The following is a 16290-nucleotide window of genomic DNA, read 5'->3' on the forward strand; positions in this document are numbered from 1 at the left end:
ATAATTGAATGCTATTACTCAGCAAGGCTGAGTATTTCTGAAAAGAAAGGAATATATCGTGGCTAAAGAAAAATTTGAACGTAGTAAACCCCATGTTAACGTTGGTACCATCGGTCACGTTGACCATGGTAAAACAACTCTAACTGCTGCTATCTCTCACGTACTGACTAAGACTTACGGTGGTGAAGCTAAAGATTTCGCACAGATCGATAACGCTCCAGAAGAGCGTGAGCGCGGTATTACCATCAATACCTCTCACATCGAGTACGACACTCCAACTCGTCACTACGCACACGTAGACTGCCCAGGCCACGCTGACTATGTTAAAAACATGATCACTGGTGCTGCACAGATGGACGGCGCTATCCTAGTAGTAGCTTCTACTGACGGTCCAATGCCACAGACTCGTGAGCACATCCTGCTTTCTCGTCAGGTAGGTGTACCTTTCATCATCGTATTCATGAACAAGTGTGACATGGTTGACGATGAAGAGCTGCTGGAACTAGTTGAGATGGAAGTTCGTGAACTGCTATCTGAATACGACTTCCCAGGTGATGACCTACCAGTTATCCAAGGTTCAGCTCTGAAAGCCCTAGAAGGCGAGCCAGAGTGGGAAGCTAAGATCCTAGAACTAGCTGAAGCACTAGACTCTTACATTCCAGAGCCAGAGCGTGCAATCGACGGTGCATTCATTCTGCCAATCGAAGACGTATTCTCAATCTCAGGCCGTGGTACTGTTGTAACTGGTCGTGTTGAGCGTGGTATCGTTAAAGTTGGTGACGAAGTAGAAATCGTAGGTATCAAAGACACTACTAAGACTACTTGTACTGGTGTTGAAATGTTCCGTAAGCTGCTTGACGAAGGTCGTGCAGGTGAGAACTGTGGTGTACTACTACGTGGTACTAAGCGTGATGAAGTTGAGCGTGGTCAAGTACTGGCTCAGCCTGGTTCAATCACTCCACACACTCAGTTCGAATCAGAAGTATACGTACTGTCAAAGGAAGAAGGTGGTCGTCACACTCCATTCTTCAAGGGCTACCGTCCACAGTTCTACTTCCGTACAACTGACGTAACCGGTACTATCGAGCTGCCAGAAGGCGTTGAAATGGTAATGCCTGGTGACAACATCAAGATGGTTGTTACTCTGATCTGCCCAATCGCGATGGACGAAGGTCTACGTTTCGCTATCCGTGAAGGTGGCCGTACAGTTGGTGCTGGTGTTGTAGCTAAGATCATTGCTTAATAGCATTTGATTTTACAAACACACTGAAAAAGGCAGCTTAGGCTGCCTTTTTTATTGCCTGCGATTTGTTGGCAGAGGGGGGCTAGCTTTTCTGATCTGGATAAGTATAATACTCGCCACTTTGAGAGTTAACGCATAACTGCTGTTAATTCGTTCAACGGGCTTGATCTTAAACTTTAGATCAGTATAATAGCCCCTCGCCTTAACCATTAGGCGAAGTTTGTCGGTTCTCGAAACCGACGTAAAATAATACAGCGACTCCGATTTGGAGTCGAACGGTTAAATCATCTCGCTCTGCTTTTCCAGTAAGGAAGAAGCTAGAGGGTGATTTTTTATGTGTCCATTTTAGGAGCTCTGGTCAATGCAGAACCAAAGAATCCGTATCCGCCTCAAAGGATTTGATCATCGTCTGATCGATCAATCTACCGCGGAAATCGTTGAAACTGCTAAGCGCACAGGCGCCCAGGTACGTGGTCCAATCCCACTACCAACGCGTAAAGAGCGTTATACCGTTTTGATCTCTCCACACGTTAATAAAGATGCGCGTGATCAGTACGAACTTCGTACTCATAAGCGTCTTGTTGACATCGTAGAGCCGACTGAAAAGACTGTAGATGCACTTATGCGTCTAGATCTGGCGGCAGGTGTTGACGTTCAAATTAGCTTAGGTTAATTGAGATCCTTAGAAGAGGTTTGAGAGATGGCTATCGGTCTTATCGGTCGTAAAGTAGGTATGACTCGCATCTTCACTGAAGATGGTGCGTCAATACCTGTAACAGTAATTGAAATTGCAGCTAACCGCGTTGCTCAAGTGAAAACTTTAGAAACTGACGGTTACCGTGCACTTCAAATTACTACTGGTACCAAAAAAGCTAATCGCATCACTAAACCAGAAGCAGGTCACTTTGCTAAGGCTGGCGTTGAAGCTGGTCGTGGTTTGTGGGAAATGCGTCTGGCTGACGGTGAAGGCGAAGGCATCGAAGTAGGTGCTGAGCTTAATGTTGATATCTTCGCTGACGTAGCGAAAGTTGATGTTACTGGTCAATCAAAGGGTAAAGGTTTCCAAGGCGGTATCAAGCGTTGGAACTTCCGTACTCAAGATGCAACACACGGTAACTCATTGGCACATAGAGCTAACGGTTCTATCGGTCAAAACCAAACACCTGGTCGCGTTTTCAAAGGTAAGAAAATGTCTGGCCACATGGGTGCAGAGCGTGTTACTACCCAGAATCTAGACGTTGTACGTGTAGACGCTGAGCGTAACCTGCTATTGGTTAAGGGTGCAGTTCCAGGCGCTACTAATGGCGACCTGATCATCAAGCCTGCCGTTAAAGCTTAGGTCTGAGGAGATAGTAATGGAATTGGTATTGAAAGACGCACAGAGTGCTCTTGAAGTTTCCGAAACTACCTTCGGCCGTGACTTTAATGAAGCACTGGTTCATCAGGTAGTTGTAGCATACGCTGCAAACGCGCGTCAGGGTACTCGTGCTCAAAAGACTCGCGCAGAAGTAACTGGCTCTGGCAAAAAGCCATGGCGCCAAAAAGGTACTGGCCGTGCTCGTGCTGGTACTGTTAAAGGCCCAATCTGGCGTGGCGGTGGCGTTTCATTCGCTGCTAAAACCCAAGATCACAGCCAAAAAGTAAACAAGAAGATGTACCGCGGAGCGCTTAAGAGCATTCTGTCTGAATTAGTACGTCAAGATCGTCTTGTTGTTGTTGAGTCATTCGGTGTTGAAGCTCCTAAGACTAAAGAGTTGAAGGCTAAGCTGAAAGACATGAAGCTGGAAGACGTATTAATTGTTACTCCAGAGATTGACGAGAACTTGTTCTTAGCTGCACGCAACCTGTACAAAGTTGACGTTCGCGACGTTGCTGGTATCGATCCAGTAAGCCTAATCGCGTTCGAAAAAGTACTGGTTACTGCCGATGCTGTTAAGCAAATCGAGGAGATGCTGGGATGATAAGCGAAGAACGTTTGCTAAAAGTTATTCTAGCGCCACACATCTCTGAAAAGAGTACTGTTTGCGCTGAAAATAACAACACGGTCGTTTTCCGTGTAGCTATCGATGCGACTAAAGCTGAAGTTAAAGCTGCAGTAGCTAAGTTGTTCGAAGTTGAAGTAGATTCAGTTCGCACTTTGGTTAACAAAGGTAAGACTAAGCGTCACGGTGCCCGTACTGGCCGTCGTAGCGATTGGAAAAAAGCCTATGTGACTTTAGCTGCTGGTGCTGACATCGATTTCGTCGGCGCTGAGTAAGCAAAGGAGAATTATCATGGCAGTTATTAAGTGTAAGCCAACCTCTGCTGGTCGTCGCCACGTTGTTAAAGTGGTGAACAGCGATCTGCATAAGGGTAAACCCTTTGCTGGCCTGTTGGCGAAAAAAGCTAAGAGCGGTGGCCGTAACAACACCGGTCGTATTACTGTTCGTCACGTAGGTGGTGGACACAAGCAGCACTACCGTATTGTTGACTTCAAGCGCAACAAAGACGGTATCCCTGCTAAGGTAGAGCGTTTGGAATATGATCCAAACCGTACCGCTAACATCGCACTTGTTTTGTATGCTGATGGTGAGCGTCGTTATATCCTTGCTGCTAAAGGCATGCAAGCTGGTGATCAAATCCAGTCTGGTATCGATGCTGAAATCAAAGCGGGTAACGCTTTGCCACTACGCAACATCCCAGTAGGTAGCGTTGTTCACGCAGTTGAAATGAAGCCTGGTAAAGGTGCTCAGATCGCTCGTTCAGCAGGTACCTACGTACAAGTTGTAGCTCGTGATGGCGCATACGCCACTCTACGTCTTCGCTCTGGCGAAATGCGTAAAGTGCCAGTAGATTGCCGCGCGACATTAGGTGAAGTTGGTAATGCCGAGCATATGCTACGCCAGTTGGGTAAAGCAGGTGCTAAGCGCTGGAGAGGCGTACGCCCAACAGTTCGTGGTGTTGCAATGAACCCAGTAGACCATCCACATGGTGGTGGTGAAGGCCGTACTTCTGGTGGCCGTCACCCAGTGACTCCATGGGGTGTCCCAACTAAGGGTTATAAGACCCGTAGTAACAAACGCACCGACAAGTACATCGTACGTCGTCGTAACAAAAAGTAAGAGGATTCGCCATGCCACGTTCTCTCAAGAAAGGTCCATTCATTGACCTACACTTGCTGAAGAAGGTAGAGAAAGCGATGGAAGCGGGTGACAAGAAGCCTATCAAGACTTGGTCTCGCCGCTCAATGATCATTCCTAACATGATTGGAATGACCATCGCTGTCCATAATGGTCGTCAGCACGTACCTGTGTTCGTAACTGACGAGATGATCGGCCACAAGCTTGGTGAATTTTCACCAACTCGCACTTATCGCGGCCATGCTGCTGATAAGAAAGCGAAGAAGCGTTAATACGGGAGACTCGAGATGGAAGTTTTAGCTAAACATCGTTTTGCCCGTACGTCGCCTCAAAAGTGTCGTTTGGTTGCAGATCAAATTCGTGGACTGCCTGTTGCTAAGGCTCTTGAAATTTTGACTTTCAGCCCTAAGAAAGCAGCTGTACTTGTTAAGAAAGTACTAGACTCTGCTATCGCTAATGCTGAGCACAACGAAGGTGCTGACATTGACGAGCTGAAAGTTGGAAAAGTCTTTGTAGACGAGGGTCCAACTATGAAGCGTATCATGCCACGTGCTAAAGGCCGTGCTGATCGTATTATCAAGCGCACCAGCCACATCACTGTGGTTGTGTCAGATCGCTAGGAGTTAGCAATGGGACAGAAAGTACATCCTAATGGTATCCGTCTGGGTATCACTAAGCCTTGGATCTCGACTTGGTACGCTGATAAATCAGATTATGCCAACAATCTAAGCAGCGACTGGGAAGTGCGTAAGTTTCTAGAAAAGAAACTTAAGCAAGCCTCAGTCTCTAAGATTGTTATCGAGCGTCCAGCTAAGAGTGTTCGCGTTACCATTCACACTGCCCGTCCAGGTGTTGTGATTGGTAAGAAAGGCGAAGATGTTGAAAAGCTGCGCAACGAAGTTGCTAAGTTGACTGGTATTCCAGCTCAAATCAACATCGCTGAAATCCGTAAGCCAGAGCTAGATGCGAAGCTAGTTGCCGAAGGCATCGCTTCTCAGCTAGAGCGTCGTGTAATGTTCCGTCGTGCTATGAAGCGCGCGGTACAGAACGCAATGCGTCTAGGTGCTAAGGGTATCAAAGTTGAAGTGAGCGGCCGTTTAGGCGGTGCTGAGATTGCGCGTTCAGAGTGGTATCGTGAAGGTCGTGTGCCTCTACATACACTGCGTGCTGATATCGATTATTCTACTGCAGAAAGTCACACTCAATACGGTGTGATCGGCGTTAAAGTTTGGGTCTTCAAAGGTGAAGTTCTAGACGGCGTTGTTCCTGCGCTAGAAGAGCCGAAACAGCAGCCGAAGCGTAAGCCTCGCGGTAAATAGGAGAGCTGGCAATGCTGCAACCAAAACGAATGAAGTTTCGTAAAATGTTCAAAGGCCGTAACCGCGGTCTGGCGAACGGCACTGAAGTAAGCTTCGGTGAGTTCGGTTTGAAAGCTGTTGGACGTGGCCGTCTGACTGCTCGTCAAATCGAATCTGCGCGTCGTGCTATGACACGTCACATTAAACGTCAAGGTCAAATTTGGATCCGCGTTTTCCCTGACAAGCCAATCACCTCTAAGCCTCTTGAAGTGCGTATGGGTAAAGGTAAGGGTAACGTTGAATACTGGGTTTGCCAGATTCAACCTGGTAAGGTTCTTTATGAGATGAATGGTGTATCAGAAGAGTTGGCTCGTGAAGCTTTCACTCTTGCTGCTGCCAAGCTTCCTATTAAGACTACCTTCGTAACTAAGACGGTGATGTAATGAAAGCGAGCGAACTAACTCAGAAGAGCGTTGAAGAACTGAACGCTGAACTGCTTGGTCTGCTGCGTGAGCAGTTTAATCTGCGTATGCAACACGCCACTGGTCAGTTGACTCAGACTCACCAGCTCAAAATCGTGCGTCGTAACATTGCGCGCGTTAAGACCATTATTACTTCTAAGGCGGGTGCATAATGACTGATAAAATCCGTACTTTGCAAGGTCGTGTACTTAGCAACAAGATGGACAAGTCTATCACTGTAGCTATTGAGCGTAAGGTTAAGCATCCTCTATACGGGAAGTTTATCAAGCGTACTACTAAGATCCATGCACATGACGAAACAAATCAGTGTAATGCTGGCGATATCGTGACTATTCGCGAATGCCGTCCGCTGTCTAAGACTAAGTCTTGGACTCTGGTTGAAGTAGTAACAAAAGCCTAATTTAATTAGGTGATTAGCGAAACGGCTCCTAGATTTGGGGCCGTTTTTATTTTTAATACTATCTATTCCTATTTTGCGGTGTTATACTTGCGCGCCATTTTAGACGTTATTTGGTCTAGAATGGTTTAAAAATGCCCCAAATATGGGATTAGTGAAGTAACGATAGCGGAGCACTTAAAATGATCCAAATGCAATCGACTCTAGAAGTCGCCTGTAACAGTGGCGCTCGTAGAGTTCAGTGTATTAAGGTCTTGGGTGGCTCTCATCGTCGTTATGCCGGTATCGGCGACGTCATCAAGGTTTCTGTAAAAGAAGCAATTCCTCGCGGTAAAGCGAAGAAAGGTGACGTGTATAACGCGGTGGTAGTCCGTACTAAGAAAGGCGTACGTCGTCCAGATGGTTCTGTCATTCGCTTCGATCGCAATGCAGCGGTATTGCTAAACGCAAACCTTGCACCGATTGGTACTCGTATCTTTGGACCAGTGACGCGTGAACTGCGTACAGAACAATTTATGAAAATTGTTTCTCTGGCACCAGAAGTACTGTAAGGAGCTTCAAAATGGCAGCTAAAATCCGTCGTGAAGACGAAGTAATTGTACTAGCAGGTAAAGACAAGGGTAAACGCGGTAAGGTTTCTCGAGTTTTACCAACTGGTAAATTAATTGTAGAAGGCATCAATCTGATCAAGAAGCACCAGAAGCCTAACCCACAAATGGGTGTGACTGGTGGTATCGTTGAGAAAGAAGCGCCAATACAAGCATCAAATGTAGCGATTTTCAACTCTGCCACTGGCAAAGCTGATCGCGTTGGTTTCCGATTTGAAGACGGCAAAAAAGTCCGTTTCTTTAAGTCGAACAGTGAACTCGTTAAGTAATTGGAGTAAACGATGGCGAAACTGCATGATAAATATAAAGAGACTGTTATCGCTGAGCTTTCTAAGAAGTTCGGTTATACCAGTGTCATGCAAGTCCCTCGGATTGAGAAAATCACCCTTAACATGGGTGTTGGCGAAGCTGTAGCAGATAAGAAAGTTATGGAGCACGCGCTTCGTGACATGACTGCTATCGCTGGTCAAAAGCCAGTTGTAACTGTTGCTCGTAAATCAGTTGCTGGTTTTAAAATCCGTGATGGCTACCCGATCGGCTGCAAGGTTACCCTGCGTGGTGAACGCATGTGGGAATTCCTTGAGCGTTTAGTTGATATCGCAATCCCGCGTATCCGCGACTTCCGTGGTCTGAGCGCTAAGTCGTTCGACGGACGTGGTAACTACGCAATGGGTGTACGTGAGCAAATCATCTTCCCGGAAATCGATTACGATAAAATCGATAAGATCCGCGGTATGGATATTGTTATCACTACTACTGCGAAGAATGACGAAGAAGGCCGTGCTTTATTAGACGCCTTTAACTTCCCATTCAAGAAATAAGGGTAGCGAAATGGCAAAAAGTTCAATGAAAGCACGTGAAGCAAAACGTGCCAAGCTCGTGGCTAAGTATGCTGAAAAGCGTCTAGCTCTTAAGGCTATCATTAGCAATCCAACTACTTCTGATGAAGATCGTTGGGATGCAGTTCTTAAGCTGCAAGGTCTACCACGTGACTCAAGTGCTGCGCGTCAGCGTAATCGTTGTAGTCAAACTGGTCGCCCACATGGTTTCCTACGCAAGTTCGGCCTAAGCCGTATCAAATTGCGTGAAGCTACCATGCGTGGTGAAGTTCCTGGTCTGCGTAAGGCCAGCTGGTAATACTTGTCACGGAGTAAGCTAATATGAGCATGCAAGATCCAATTGCGGATATGTTAACTCGCATTCGTAACGGCCAAGCTGCTAACAAAGTATCAGTATCTATGCCTTCTGCTAAGCTGAAAGTTGCTATCGCACAGACGCTTAAAGAAGAAGGTTATATCACTGACTACACCGTAGCAGGCGAAGCCAAGCCGGTTTTGGAAATCACTTTGAAGTATTTCCAAGGCCAACCAGTCGTTGAGACTATCCAGCGCGTAAGTCGTCCTGGTCTTCGTATTTACAAAGGTAAAAACGAACTACCAAAGGTGATGGGCGGTCTGGGTGTCGCAATCGTGTCCACTTCTAAAGGTTTGATGACTGATCGTGCCGCCCGCCAACAAGGCATGGGTGGAGAAGTTATCTGCTACGTAGCATAAGGAGCTAGCAATGTCTCGTGTCGCAAAAGCACCAGTCGCTATCCCTGCAGGCGTAGAAGTGACTTTAAACGAACAAACTATCACCGTAAAAGGTGCTAAAGGTAGTTTGACTCGAGTAATCAACGCTGACGTTTCTGTTGTTGTTGAAAACAACGAAATTAAGTGTTCTCCAGCTGAAGGCGTAACTAGCGCTGCACAAGCTGGTACAGCTCGAGCACTAATCAACAACATGGTTGTTGGTGTTAACGAAGGTTTCGAAAGAAAGCTGACTCTAGTTGGTGTTGGTTACCGTGCAAAGATTGCTGGTAACGGTATCGACCTGACTCTAGGTTTCTCACATCCTCTAGTACACCAGCTTCCTGACGGCGTAACTGCAGAGTGTCCATCACAAACTGAAATCGTACTTAAGAGTACTGATAAGCAGCTTGTTGGTCAGGTTGCAGCAGAAATTCGTGGCTACCGTCCACCAGAGCCTTACAAAGGCAAGGGTGTTCGCTATGCTGATGAACAAGTACGCCGTAAAGAGGCTAAGAAGAAGTAGGTAACGCGATATGGATAAGAAAACATCTCGCTTACGCCGCGCGACTCGCGCTCGTAAGAAGATCCAAGAGCTGGGCGTTAACCGTCTGGTTGTACATCGTACACCACGTCACACATACGCACAGGTTATTGATGCCAACGCGCAAGTTGTGGCGGCAGCTTCTACTGCTGAAAAAGCGGTATCAGAGCAGCTTAAATACACAGGTAACGTAGAAGCGGCTAAAGCAGTAGGTAAGACTATTGCTGAGCGTGCTATCGAGAAAGGCGTAACTGTAGTTGCATTCGATCGTTCCGGCTTTAAGTATCACGGACGCGTAGCTGCCTTGGCAGACGCTGCTCGTGAAGCTGGCCTACAGTTCTAAGGAATGATTAAAAATGGCTAAATTTGAAGCTCCACAAAAAGACGATCTGCAAGAGAAGTTAGTTGCAGTAAATCGTGTTTCTAAAGTAGTTAAAGGCGGACGTATCTTTAGCTTCACTGCACTGACTGTAGTGGGTGACGGTAACGGTAAAGTCGGCTATGGCTATGGTAAAGCGCGTGAAGTACCTGCCGCTATCCAGAAAGCAATGGAAAAGGCTCGCCGTAACATTGTTTCTGTTGAACTTGTAAATGGTACTTTGCACCACCCTGTTAAGGGCCGTCACACTGGTTCGCGTGTTTACATGCAACCAGCTTCTGAAGGTACTGGTATTATTGCCGGTGGTGCGATGCGTGCCGTATTGGAAGTAGCAGGCGTTCATAACGTTCTGTCGAAAGCATACGGTTCTACTAACCCGATCAACATCGTTCGCGCAACTGTAGATGCGTTGGTGCACATGAAGTCACCAGCTCAAATCGCAGCTAAGCGTGGCCTCAATGTTGATGAAATTCGAGGTTAAGCACCATGGCTACTAAAACATTAAAAGTAACTCAGACTAAGAGTTCAATTGGCCGTCTGCCTAAGCATCGCGCCACATTGACCGGTCTAGGTCTACGCCGTATTAATCACACCGTTGAGCTGGAAGATACTCCTGCTGTTCGCGGTATGATTAACAAGGTTTACTACATGGTTAAGGTGGAGGATTAATCAATGAAATTGAATACTCTATCACCTGCTGCAGGTGCAAAATCAGCAGCTAAGCGTGTAGGTCGCGGTATCGGTTCTGGCCTAGGTAAGACTGCTGGTCGCGGTCACAAAGGTCAGAAGTCACGTTCTGGTGGCGGTGTTCGCGTCGGTTTCGAAGGTGGTCAAATGCCACTTAAGATCCGTTTGCCTAAGTTTGGTTTTACTTCGCGTAAAGCGATGGTAACTGCCGAAATTCGTGTAAGCGAACTGGCTAAAGTTAACGGTGATGTTGTCGACTTGAATGCACTGAAAGATGCGAATCTTGTTACTCGCAACATACAGTTTGCTAAAGTCGTTCTTTCAGGTACCATTGAACGCCCAGTGACCGTTAAAGGTCTGAAGGTAACCAAAGGTGCACGTGCAGCTATCGAAGCTGCCGGCGGAAAGATCGAGGAATAATACGTCGATGGCAAAACCAGGACTTGATTTAAAAAGCGCGAAGGGCGGTTTATCAGAATTGAAATCCCGCTTACTGTTCGTGATTGGTGCGATTATCGTCTTTAGAGCCGGTTCGTTCGTGCCAATTCCTGGTATTGACGCAGCTGTATTAGCAGAGCTGTTTAATCAGCAGAAGGGTACCATCTTAGGCATGTTCAACATGTTCTCTGGTGGCGCCCTTGAACGTGCTTCTATCTTTGCTCTTGGTATCATGCCGTACATCTCGGCATCGATCATCATGCAGCTATTGACTGTGGTACATCCTGCTCTGGCCGAACTGAAAAAGGAAGGCGAGTCAGGACGTAAGAAGATCAGTCAGTATACTCGATATGGCACACTGGTCTTGGGTACATTCCAAGCGATCGGTATCGCAACGGGTCTGCCAAACCTGGTCCCTGGTTTAGTTGTAAACCTTGGATTTGGTTTCTACTTCGTTGCTGTAGTGAGTTTGGTCACAGGAACCATGTTCCTCATGTGGCTGGGTGAGCAGATCACCGAACGAGGCATAGGTAACGGTATCTCGATTCTTATTTTCGCAGGTATTGTAGCCGGTCTACCTTCTGCTATCGGCCAAACGGCCGAGCAGGCGCGTCAAGGCGACTTGAACGTACTAGTATTATTGTTGATTGCAGTGATCGTATTTGCTGTGACCTATTTTGTTGTGTTTGTTGAGCGTGGACAGCGTCGTATCGTTGTTAACTATGCTAAGCGTCAGCAGGGCCGTAAGGTGTTTGCCGCGCAGAGCACTCACTTACCGCTTAAGGTCAACATGGCAGGTGTGATTCCACCAATCTTTGCGTCAAGCATCATTTTGTTCCCAGGCACACTGGCTCAGTGGTTTGGTCAGAATGAAGGCTTGTCTTGGTTAAGTGATTTTTCACTTGCAGTATCGCCAGGTCAGCCGCTTTACTCATTGTTGTATGCAACAGCGATTATCTTCTTCTGTTTCTTCTATACTGCGTTGGTATTTAACCCACGTGAAACAGCTGACAACCTGAAGAAGAGTGGTGCGTTTATTCCCGGGATCCGTCCTGGAGAACAGACTTCGCGATATATAGATAAAGTAATGACTCGCCTAACACTGGCCGGTGCATTGTATATTACCTTTATCTGTTTAATTCCGGAGTTCATGTTAATCGCGTGGAAAGTACAGTTCTATTTTGGCGGTACTTCACTACTAATTATGGTAGTCGTGATCATGGACTTCATGGCTCAGGTTCAGACCCATATGATGTCACATCAGTATGAGTCTGTGATGAAGAAAGCTAACCTAGTGAATAAAGCGAACTTAGATCGCTTTGGTCGCTAAGTAGCTTTACGGAGTGATGAAATGAAAGTTCGAGCTTCCGTGAAGAAGATCTGCCGTAACTGCAAGATCGTAAAGCGTAGCGGCGTTGTACGCGTTATCTGTGTTGAACCAAAACACAAACAGCGTCAAGGCTAAAAACTTTTTGACCAGCTCAGTTTCTGAGCTGGTCAAAATATTATTTGCAAAATCGTCATCTGTCGAGTATCCTACCGGGCTTTTCACAGATGGCCTTTAACTTATGAGGAGTGCATAGTGGCCCGTATCGCTGGCATTAACATTCCTGATCAGAAGCACACAGTCATTGCATTGACTGCTATCTATGGTATTGGACTAACTCGCGCACAACAAATCTGCGCGGCTACTTCAATTGCTGAAGATGCTAAGATCAAGGAATTGAGCGAAGCTCAAATAGACACACTACGCGAAGAAGTTGCTAAATACATTGTAGAAGGTGACTTGCGTCGTGAGATCTCTATGAACATCAAGCGTCTGATGGACCTTGGTTGTTATCGTGGTCTCCGCCACCGTCGTAGCCTGCCCCTTCGTGGGCAACGTACCAAGACCAATGCGCGTACTCGCAAAGGTCCACGTAAGCCAATTAGAAAGTAACGGGAAGGTAAACCAATATGGCTAAAGTTCCGTCACGTTCAACGCGCAAGCGCGTACGTAAACAGGTTGCTGATGGCATGGCTCATATCCATGCATCTTTCAACAACACCATTATCACCATTACAGATCGTCAAGGTAATGCACTTTCTTGGGCAACTTCTGGTGGTTCAGGTTTCCGTGGTTCACGTAAATCTACCCCATTCGCTGCACAGGTAGCTGCTGAGCGCGCAGGTGTTGCTGCTCAGGACTACGGTGTTAAAAACCTTGAAGTTTTCGTGAAGGGTCCAGGTCCAGGACGTGAGTCAGCTATTCGAGCGCTGAACGCGGTTGGTTACAAGATAACCAACATTACCGATGTGACGCCGATCCCTCATAATGGTTGTCGTCCTCCTAAGAAACGTCGCGTGTAATCGCCCCGTTTTTAATAGGATAGTTGGAGAAAGAACATGGCAAGATACTTGGGTCCAAAGCTCAAGCTCACTCGCCGAGAAGGTACTGACCTTTTCCTGAAAAGCGGTGTGAGAGCAATTGATTCGAAGTGTAAGCTTGAAGCTGCACCTGGACAACACGGCGCTCGTAAAGCTCGTTTGTCTGAGTACGGCGTTCAGCTGCGCGAAAAACAAAAAGTTCGTCGTACTTATGGTGTGCTTGAAAAGCAATTCCGTAACTACTACAAAGACGCTGCACGTCTAAAAGGTAACACTGGTGAAAACCTGCTTACTCTTTTGGAAACTCGTTTAGATAACGTTGTTTATCGTATGGGTTTTGGTGCTACCCGTGCTGAAGCACGTCAGCTAGTTAGCCATAAGTCAATTATGGTAAACGGCCGCGTTGTTAATATTCCATCATTCAAAGTGTCTGCGAATGATGTAATTAGCGTTCGTGAGAAGTCTCAAAAGCAAGCTCGTATTAAAGCTGCTCTAGAGGTTGCTTCTCAGCGCGAAAAGCCAACATGGGTTGAAGTAGATGCCGCTAAGATGGAAGGTGCTTTCAAGCGTCTGCCTGAGCGTAGCGATTTATCTGCGGATATTAACGAACAGCTGATCGTCGAGCTTTACTCTAAGTAAAGCTAATAAACAAGAGAGGACACAATGCAGGGTTCTGTTACAGAATTTCTTAAACCGCGTCTCGTTGATATCGAGCAGGTTAACCCAACACGTGCCAAGGTTACACTGGAGCCGCTTGAGCGTGGTTTTGGTCATACTCTAGGTAACGCGTTGCGTCGTATCCTATTGTCGTCTATGCCCGGCTGCGCGGTTACCGAAGTCGAGATTGATGGTGTACTGCACGAATACAGCAGCAAGGAAGGCGTACAAGAGGATATCCTAGAGATCCTACTAAACCTTAAAGGTTTAGCAGTGGTTATCGAGGGTAAAGACGAGGCTATGCTTACATTAAGCAAGTCAGGCGCAGGCCCTGTTACCGCAGCAGATATCACGCACGATGGTGATGTTACTATTATGAATCCTGATCATGTTATCTGTCATCTGACTGGTAACAATGACATTAGCATGCGTATCCGCGTTGAGCGTGGTCGTGGTTATGTACCAGCTTCGGCTCGTGCACAAACTGAAGACGACGATCGCCCAATTGGCCGTCTGCTAGTGGATTCATCTTTCTCACCTGTCGCGCGTATTGCTTACAATGTTGAAGCAGCACGTGTTGAACAGCGTACTGACTTGGACAAACTCGTTATCGATATGACCACTAACGGTACTATCGATCCTGAGGAAGCGATTCGTCGTTCTGCGACCATCCTAGCTGAACAGCTGGATGCGTTTGTTGAGCTTCGTGATGTCACTGAGCCAGAGCAGAAAGAAGAGAAACCAGAGTTCGACCCAATTCTGTTGCGTCCTGTCGACGATCTAGAGCTAACTGTACGTTCGGCTAACTGTTTGAAAGCCGAAGCGATTCATTACATCGGAGATCTGGTACAGCGTACTGAGGTTGAGCTACTTAAAACGCCTAACTTGGGTAAGAAGTCTCTTACCGAAATTAAGGATGTGTTGGCTTCTCGCGGACTTTCACTAGGTATGCGTCTAGAAAACTGGCCTCCAGCCAGTTTAGCAGACGACCTATAAGTCCTAGTTTGTACAGATTTAGGTAATAAGGATTAGGTCATGCGCCATCGTAAGAGTGGTCGTCAACTAAACCGTAACAGCAGTCATCGTCAAGCTATGTTCCGTAACATGGCAAGCTCATTAGTCCGTCACGAAGTGATCAAGACTACTGTAGCTAAGGCGAAAGAATTGCGTCGCGTAGTTGAACCTCTAATAACACTTGCTAAGAGTGACAGTGTTGCAAACCGTCGTTTGGCATTTGCACGTACTCGCGACGCTGAAGTCGTAGGTAAGTTATTTAATGAATTGGGTCCACGCTACCAGGAACGTCCTGGTGGATACACCCGTATTCTTAAGTGCGGTCTTCGTACTGGTGATAAGGCGCCTATGGCGTATATCGAACTAGTAGGTCGTCCAGAAGCTGCTGAAGCTGTTGAAGAAGCTGCTGAGTAACACTTAAGTTCATTGTAAAAAGCCGGGCATTGCCCGGCTTTTTTATTGCCGCAAATCTATTCCACCCAATCTGCCTTCTCGGCGATCTCTTTAGGGATCGAAAGATGCCATTTGGCTACGCCCGACAGGCTGAATCGAAACGCCCCCTTACTGTCACTGATATAACCTAAACTGCTGGCTTGGTCGCCGGCTAACAGTCGATTAATCAATTTAGCGGCCAGCAGGCCATGTTCATAGCCGTTAAGCACATAACCGCCAGGGTTAGCATGTCTGCCAACGGTAAAATCCCAGAAGCCGAAATGGGGGACAGGTGAATGCTCAGCCGTCCACGCAATGGTCTCACTCGCCTCCAGATAGTCACCACCGCTCGTGGTTAGGGTGTGGTAGAGCCCGGTAAATATCCCTTGATATCCAGCTTTCTTGGCACCGATCACTGCCTGCTTCCACTCTTCGGCAGAATTAGTTAGCGTGAAGGCTATGGTCAGCTTGCCTATCTTGATCGGCTTAAAGTCGGCGCTAATCGGGCTGAAAGCGGCACGGGAGGTCGCGCTATTGTCTGAAAGGATCAAAAGCTTCTTGGCCTCATTACCTGGCAGCAGGCAGTCGACCAAGAGTAGGGAGCGTTTGAACAGCGGACGCTCGAGTATACCGGTAAATTGCCGATAGGTCGGCAGGCCATGATCTCTGGGGTTAGTATTGAGGCCGAGAAATACCACAGGGGTCTTGGTGGTCGCGATGCGCTCGCTAAGCAGTGAGATGGCGTTGTCGTCGGCAAGTATGATGATGTCTGGCTTATCGCGTTTAACGGCTTCCCAGGCGTCGTCAGCGCGTTTGACATAGGCATCGCGGGGGAGACGCTTGGAGTCGAGGAAAAGCTCAGCCATCTTAGTGGGCTCGCTAAGATTTTCCAATATCGCCTGGCGATAATCCTGTACCCATGGATAGCCTTCATGATAGCTATGGATGAACATCAGCCTGGCAGCCGATGCGGGTAGGCTGGCCCAGAGTAGTAAGAGACAGGCAAGTATGCGCATGGATGGAATTCCCTAAAAGCTTTAACCCCAAAGTCTTTTAC

Annotated in this window: 30 protein-coding genes; 29 read left to right on the forward strand and 1 reads right to left on the reverse strand. The window is 47.2% G+C overall.

Going from position 1 to position 16290, the window contains the following annotated elements:
• Nucleotides 1–58 precede the first annotated feature (58 nt).
• The 29 genes from tuf (at nucleotide 59) to rplQ (ending at nucleotide 15215) form a co-directional block, all read left to right on the forward strand.
• Nucleotides 59–1243, forward strand: coding sequence for an elongation factor Tu (tuf, locus tag K0H81_RS00815; protein WP_011863953.1), 1185 nt, complete (start codon nucleotides 59–61; stop codon nucleotides 1241–1243).
• 361 nt (nucleotides 1244–1604) lie between these two features.
• Entirely contained in the window at nucleotides 1605–1916 is a 312-nt protein-coding gene (gene rpsJ, locus K0H81_RS00820) for a 30S ribosomal protein S10 (protein WP_011070616.1), read from the forward strand.
• A gap of 27 nt (nucleotides 1917–1943) precedes the next feature.
• Entirely contained in the window at nucleotides 1944–2582 is a 639-nt protein-coding gene (gene rplC, locus K0H81_RS00825) for a 50S ribosomal protein L3 (RefSeq protein ID WP_011863966.1), read from the forward strand.
• Nucleotides 2583–2598: 16 nt separating this feature from the next.
• On the forward strand, nucleotides 2599–3204 hold the full coding sequence (rplD, locus tag K0H81_RS00830) for a 50S ribosomal protein L4 (RefSeq protein ID WP_011863967.1): 606 nt from the start codon (nucleotides 2599–2601) through the stop codon (nucleotides 3202–3204).
• A complete protein-coding gene (rplW, locus tag K0H81_RS00835) occupies nucleotides 3201–3500 on the forward strand; it encodes a 50S ribosomal protein L23 (protein ID WP_011863968.1) in 300 nt (99 codons plus the stop codon). Before rplD ends, rplW begins: the two co-directional genes overlap by 4 nt.
• Before the next feature lie 16 nt (nucleotides 3501–3516).
• Nucleotides 3517–4344, forward strand: coding sequence for a 50S ribosomal protein L2 (rplB, locus tag K0H81_RS00840; RefSeq protein ID WP_011863969.1), 828 nt, complete (start codon nucleotides 3517–3519; stop codon nucleotides 4342–4344).
• 11 nt (nucleotides 4345–4355) lie between these two features.
• Complete coding sequence (gene rpsS / locus K0H81_RS00845) at nucleotides 4356–4634, forward strand: 30S ribosomal protein S19 (protein WP_011863970.1); 279 nt, start codon at nucleotides 4356–4358, stop codon at nucleotides 4632–4634.
• Nucleotides 4635–4649: 15 nt separating this feature from the next.
• Nucleotides 4650–4982 carry a 50S ribosomal protein L22 gene (rplV, locus tag K0H81_RS00850; RefSeq protein ID WP_011863971.1) on the forward strand — a complete coding sequence of 111 codons (333 nt, stop codon included), beginning with the start codon at nucleotides 4650–4652 and terminating at the stop codon, nucleotides 4980–4982.
• Between the two features lie 9 nt (nucleotides 4983–4991).
• Nucleotides 4992–5681, forward strand: coding sequence for a 30S ribosomal protein S3 (rpsC, locus tag K0H81_RS00855; protein ID WP_011863972.1), 690 nt, complete (start codon nucleotides 4992–4994; stop codon nucleotides 5679–5681).
• 11 nt (nucleotides 5682–5692) lie between these two features.
• Nucleotides 5693–6103: a 50S ribosomal protein L16 gene (gene rplP / locus K0H81_RS00860; RefSeq protein WP_011863973.1), complete on the forward strand. Its 411-nt coding sequence runs from the start codon at nucleotides 5693–5695 to the stop codon at nucleotides 6101–6103.
• A complete protein-coding gene (gene rpmC / locus K0H81_RS00865; RefSeq protein ID WP_011863974.1) occupies nucleotides 6103–6294 on the forward strand; it encodes a 50S ribosomal protein L29 in 192 nt (63 codons plus the stop codon). Before rplP ends, rpmC begins: the two co-directional genes overlap by 1 nt.
• Nucleotides 6294–6542, forward strand: a complete 249-nt coding sequence (gene rpsQ, locus K0H81_RS00870) for a 30S ribosomal protein S17 (protein WP_011863975.1) — start codon at nucleotides 6294–6296, stop codon at nucleotides 6540–6542. Before rpmC ends, rpsQ begins: the two co-directional genes overlap by 1 nt.
• A 179-nt stretch (nucleotides 6543–6721) precedes the next feature.
• Entirely contained in the window at nucleotides 6722–7090 is a 369-nt protein-coding gene (gene rplN, locus K0H81_RS00875) for a 50S ribosomal protein L14 (protein ID WP_011863976.1), read from the forward strand.
• An 11-nt stretch (nucleotides 7091–7101) separates the two neighbouring features.
• The gene (gene rplX, locus K0H81_RS00880; RefSeq protein ID WP_011863977.1) at nucleotides 7102–7416 is read left to right on the forward strand and encodes a 50S ribosomal protein L24; all 315 of its coding nucleotides are present in this window, start codon (nucleotides 7102–7104) and stop codon (nucleotides 7414–7416) included.
• Between the two features lie 12 nt (nucleotides 7417–7428).
• Nucleotides 7429–7968, forward strand: coding sequence for a 50S ribosomal protein L5 (rplE, locus tag K0H81_RS00885; protein WP_011863978.1), 540 nt, complete (start codon nucleotides 7429–7431; stop codon nucleotides 7966–7968).
• Between the two features lie 10 nt (nucleotides 7969–7978).
• Nucleotides 7979–8284, forward strand: a complete 306-nt coding sequence (gene rpsN, locus K0H81_RS00890) for a 30S ribosomal protein S14 (protein WP_011863979.1) — start codon at nucleotides 7979–7981, stop codon at nucleotides 8282–8284.
• 23 nt (nucleotides 8285–8307) lie between these two features.
• On the forward strand, nucleotides 8308–8700 hold the full coding sequence (gene rpsH, locus K0H81_RS00895) for a 30S ribosomal protein S8 (RefSeq protein ID WP_144204440.1): 393 nt from the start codon (nucleotides 8308–8310) through the stop codon (nucleotides 8698–8700).
• 10 nt (nucleotides 8701–8710) lie between these two features.
• Entirely contained in the window at nucleotides 8711–9241 is a 531-nt protein-coding gene (gene rplF / locus K0H81_RS00900; protein WP_011863981.1) for a 50S ribosomal protein L6, read from the forward strand.
• A gap of 10 nt (nucleotides 9242–9251) precedes the next feature.
• Complete coding sequence (rplR, locus tag K0H81_RS00905) at nucleotides 9252–9602, forward strand: 50S ribosomal protein L18 (protein WP_011863982.1); 351 nt, start codon at nucleotides 9252–9254, stop codon at nucleotides 9600–9602.
• A 13-nt stretch (nucleotides 9603–9615) separates the two neighbouring features.
• A complete protein-coding gene (gene rpsE / locus K0H81_RS00910; protein WP_011863983.1) occupies nucleotides 9616–10119 on the forward strand; it encodes a 30S ribosomal protein S5 in 504 nt (167 codons plus the stop codon).
• Between the two features lie 5 nt (nucleotides 10120–10124).
• Nucleotides 10125–10307: a 50S ribosomal protein L30 gene (gene rpmD / locus K0H81_RS00915; RefSeq protein ID WP_011863984.1), complete on the forward strand. Its 183-nt coding sequence runs from the start codon at nucleotides 10125–10127 to the stop codon at nucleotides 10305–10307.
• A 3-nt stretch (nucleotides 10308–10310) separates the two neighbouring features.
• Nucleotides 10311–10745: a 50S ribosomal protein L15 gene (gene rplO, locus K0H81_RS00920; protein ID WP_011863985.1), complete on the forward strand. Its 435-nt coding sequence runs from the start codon at nucleotides 10311–10313 to the stop codon at nucleotides 10743–10745.
• 7 nt (nucleotides 10746–10752) lie between these two features.
• Complete coding sequence (secY, locus tag K0H81_RS00925) at nucleotides 10753–12093, forward strand: preprotein translocase subunit SecY (protein ID WP_144204441.1); 1341 nt, start codon at nucleotides 10753–10755, stop codon at nucleotides 12091–12093.
• Nucleotides 12094–12114: 21 nt separating this feature from the next.
• The gene (gene rpmJ, locus K0H81_RS00930) at nucleotides 12115–12228 is read left to right on the forward strand and encodes a 50S ribosomal protein L36 (RefSeq protein ID WP_006083579.1); all 114 of its coding nucleotides are present in this window, start codon (nucleotides 12115–12117) and stop codon (nucleotides 12226–12228) included.
• A gap of 117 nt (nucleotides 12229–12345) precedes the next feature.
• Nucleotides 12346–12702, forward strand: coding sequence for a 30S ribosomal protein S13 (rpsM, locus tag K0H81_RS00935; protein WP_011863987.1), 357 nt, complete (start codon nucleotides 12346–12348; stop codon nucleotides 12700–12702).
• A gap of 17 nt (nucleotides 12703–12719) precedes the next feature.
• Nucleotides 12720–13112: a 30S ribosomal protein S11 gene (gene rpsK / locus K0H81_RS00940; protein WP_011863988.1), complete on the forward strand. Its 393-nt coding sequence runs from the start codon at nucleotides 12720–12722 to the stop codon at nucleotides 13110–13112.
• Nucleotides 13113–13148: 36 nt separating this feature from the next.
• Nucleotides 13149–13769 carry a 30S ribosomal protein S4 gene (gene rpsD / locus K0H81_RS00945; RefSeq protein WP_011863989.1) on the forward strand — a complete coding sequence of 207 codons (621 nt, stop codon included), beginning with the start codon at nucleotides 13149–13151 and terminating at the stop codon, nucleotides 13767–13769.
• Nucleotides 13770–13793: 24 nt separating this feature from the next.
• Nucleotides 13794–14783, forward strand: coding sequence for a DNA-directed RNA polymerase subunit alpha (locus tag K0H81_RS00950; protein ID WP_011863990.1), 990 nt, complete (start codon nucleotides 13794–13796; stop codon nucleotides 14781–14783).
• 39 nt (nucleotides 14784–14822) lie between these two features.
• Nucleotides 14823–15215, forward strand: a complete 393-nt coding sequence (gene rplQ / locus K0H81_RS00955) for a 50S ribosomal protein L17 (protein ID WP_011863991.1) — start codon at nucleotides 14823–14825, stop codon at nucleotides 15213–15215.
• Nucleotides 15216–15271: 56 nt separating this feature from the next.
• Here rplQ and K0H81_RS00960 read toward each other — a convergent pair whose 3' ends face one another.
• Nucleotides 15272–16249 carry an ABC transporter substrate-binding protein gene (locus tag K0H81_RS00960; protein ID WP_220059588.1) on the reverse strand — a complete coding sequence of 326 codons (978 nt, stop codon included), beginning with the start codon at nucleotides 16247–16249 and terminating at the stop codon, nucleotides 15272–15274.
• Nucleotides 16250–16290 lie beyond the last annotated feature (41 nt).

Source organism: Shewanella halotolerans, assembly GCF_019457535.1.
Taxonomy (GTDB): Bacteria; Pseudomonadota; Gammaproteobacteria; order Enterobacterales; family Shewanellaceae; genus Shewanella; species Shewanella halotolerans.

Bases quoted from the DNA above. Each gene is read 5' to 3' on its own strand.
- rplO (WP_011863985.1), top strand. From the start codon at position 10,311: ATGAAATTGAATACTCTATCACCTGCTGCAGGTGCAAAATCAGCAGCT.
- rpsK (WP_011863988.1), top strand. From the start codon at position 12,720: ATGGCTAAAGTTCCGTCACGTTCAACGCGCAAGCGCGTACGTAAACAG.
- rplC (WP_011863966.1), top strand. From the start codon at position 1,944: ATGGCTATCGGTCTTATCGGTCGTAAAGTAGGTATGACTCGCATCTTC.
- secY (WP_144204441.1), top strand. From the start codon at position 10,753: ATGGCAAAACCAGGACTTGATTTAAAAAGCGCGAAGGGCGGTTTATCA.
- K0H81_RS00960 (WP_220059588.1), bottom strand. From the start codon at position 16,249: ATGCGCATACTTGCCTGTCTCTTACTACTCTGGGCCAGCCTACCCGCA.
- rpsS (WP_011863970.1), top strand. From the start codon at position 4,356: ATGCCACGTTCTCTCAAGAAAGGTCCATTCATTGACCTACACTTGCTG.
- rplQ (WP_011863991.1), top strand. From the start codon at position 14,823: ATGCGCCATCGTAAGAGTGGTCGTCAACTAAACCGTAACAGCAGTCAT.
- K0H81_RS00950 (WP_011863990.1), top strand. From the start codon at position 13,794: ATGCAGGGTTCTGTTACAGAATTTCTTAAACCGCGTCTCGTTGATATC.
- rpmC (WP_011863974.1), top strand. From the start codon at position 6,103: ATGAAAGCGAGCGAACTAACTCAGAAGAGCGTTGAAGAACTGAACGCT.
- rplV (WP_011863971.1), top strand. From the start codon at position 4,650: ATGGAAGTTTTAGCTAAACATCGTTTTGCCCGTACGTCGCCTCAAAAG.
- rpsE (WP_011863983.1), top strand. From the start codon at position 9,616: ATGGCTAAATTTGAAGCTCCACAAAAAGACGATCTGCAAGAGAAGTTA.
- rplF (WP_011863981.1), top strand. From the start codon at position 8,711: ATGTCTCGTGTCGCAAAAGCACCAGTCGCTATCCCTGCAGGCGTAGAA.
- rpsD (WP_011863989.1), top strand. From the start codon at position 13,149: ATGGCAAGATACTTGGGTCCAAAGCTCAAGCTCACTCGCCGAGAAGGT.
- rplD (WP_011863967.1), top strand. From the start codon at position 2,599: ATGGAATTGGTATTGAAAGACGCACAGAGTGCTCTTGAAGTTTCCGAA.
- rplW (WP_011863968.1), top strand. From the start codon at position 3,201: ATGATAAGCGAAGAACGTTTGCTAAAAGTTATTCTAGCGCCACACATC.
- rpsC (WP_011863972.1), top strand. From the start codon at position 4,992: ATGGGACAGAAAGTACATCCTAATGGTATCCGTCTGGGTATCACTAAG.
- rplE (WP_011863978.1), top strand. From the start codon at position 7,429: ATGGCGAAACTGCATGATAAATATAAAGAGACTGTTATCGCTGAGCTT.
- rplB (WP_011863969.1), top strand. From the start codon at position 3,517: ATGGCAGTTATTAAGTGTAAGCCAACCTCTGCTGGTCGTCGCCACGTT.
- rpsN (WP_011863979.1), top strand. From the start codon at position 7,979: ATGGCAAAAAGTTCAATGAAAGCACGTGAAGCAAAACGTGCCAAGCTC.
- rplP (WP_011863973.1), top strand. From the start codon at position 5,693: ATGCTGCAACCAAAACGAATGAAGTTTCGTAAAATGTTCAAAGGCCGT.
- rpsH (WP_144204440.1), top strand. From the start codon at position 8,308: ATGAGCATGCAAGATCCAATTGCGGATATGTTAACTCGCATTCGTAAC.
- rpmJ (WP_006083579.1), top strand. From the start codon at position 12,115: ATGAAAGTTCGAGCTTCCGTGAAGAAGATCTGCCGTAACTGCAAGATC.
- rpsQ (WP_011863975.1), top strand. From the start codon at position 6,294: ATGACTGATAAAATCCGTACTTTGCAAGGTCGTGTACTTAGCAACAAG.
- rplX (WP_011863977.1), top strand. From the start codon at position 7,102: ATGGCAGCTAAAATCCGTCGTGAAGACGAAGTAATTGTACTAGCAGGT.
- rplR (WP_011863982.1), top strand. From the start codon at position 9,252: ATGGATAAGAAAACATCTCGCTTACGCCGCGCGACTCGCGCTCGTAAG.
- rpmD (WP_011863984.1), top strand. From the start codon at position 10,125: ATGGCTACTAAAACATTAAAAGTAACTCAGACTAAGAGTTCAATTGGC.
- rplN (WP_011863976.1), top strand. From the start codon at position 6,722: ATGATCCAAATGCAATCGACTCTAGAAGTCGCCTGTAACAGTGGCGCT.
- rpsJ (WP_011070616.1), top strand. From the start codon at position 1,605: ATGCAGAACCAAAGAATCCGTATCCGCCTCAAAGGATTTGATCATCGT.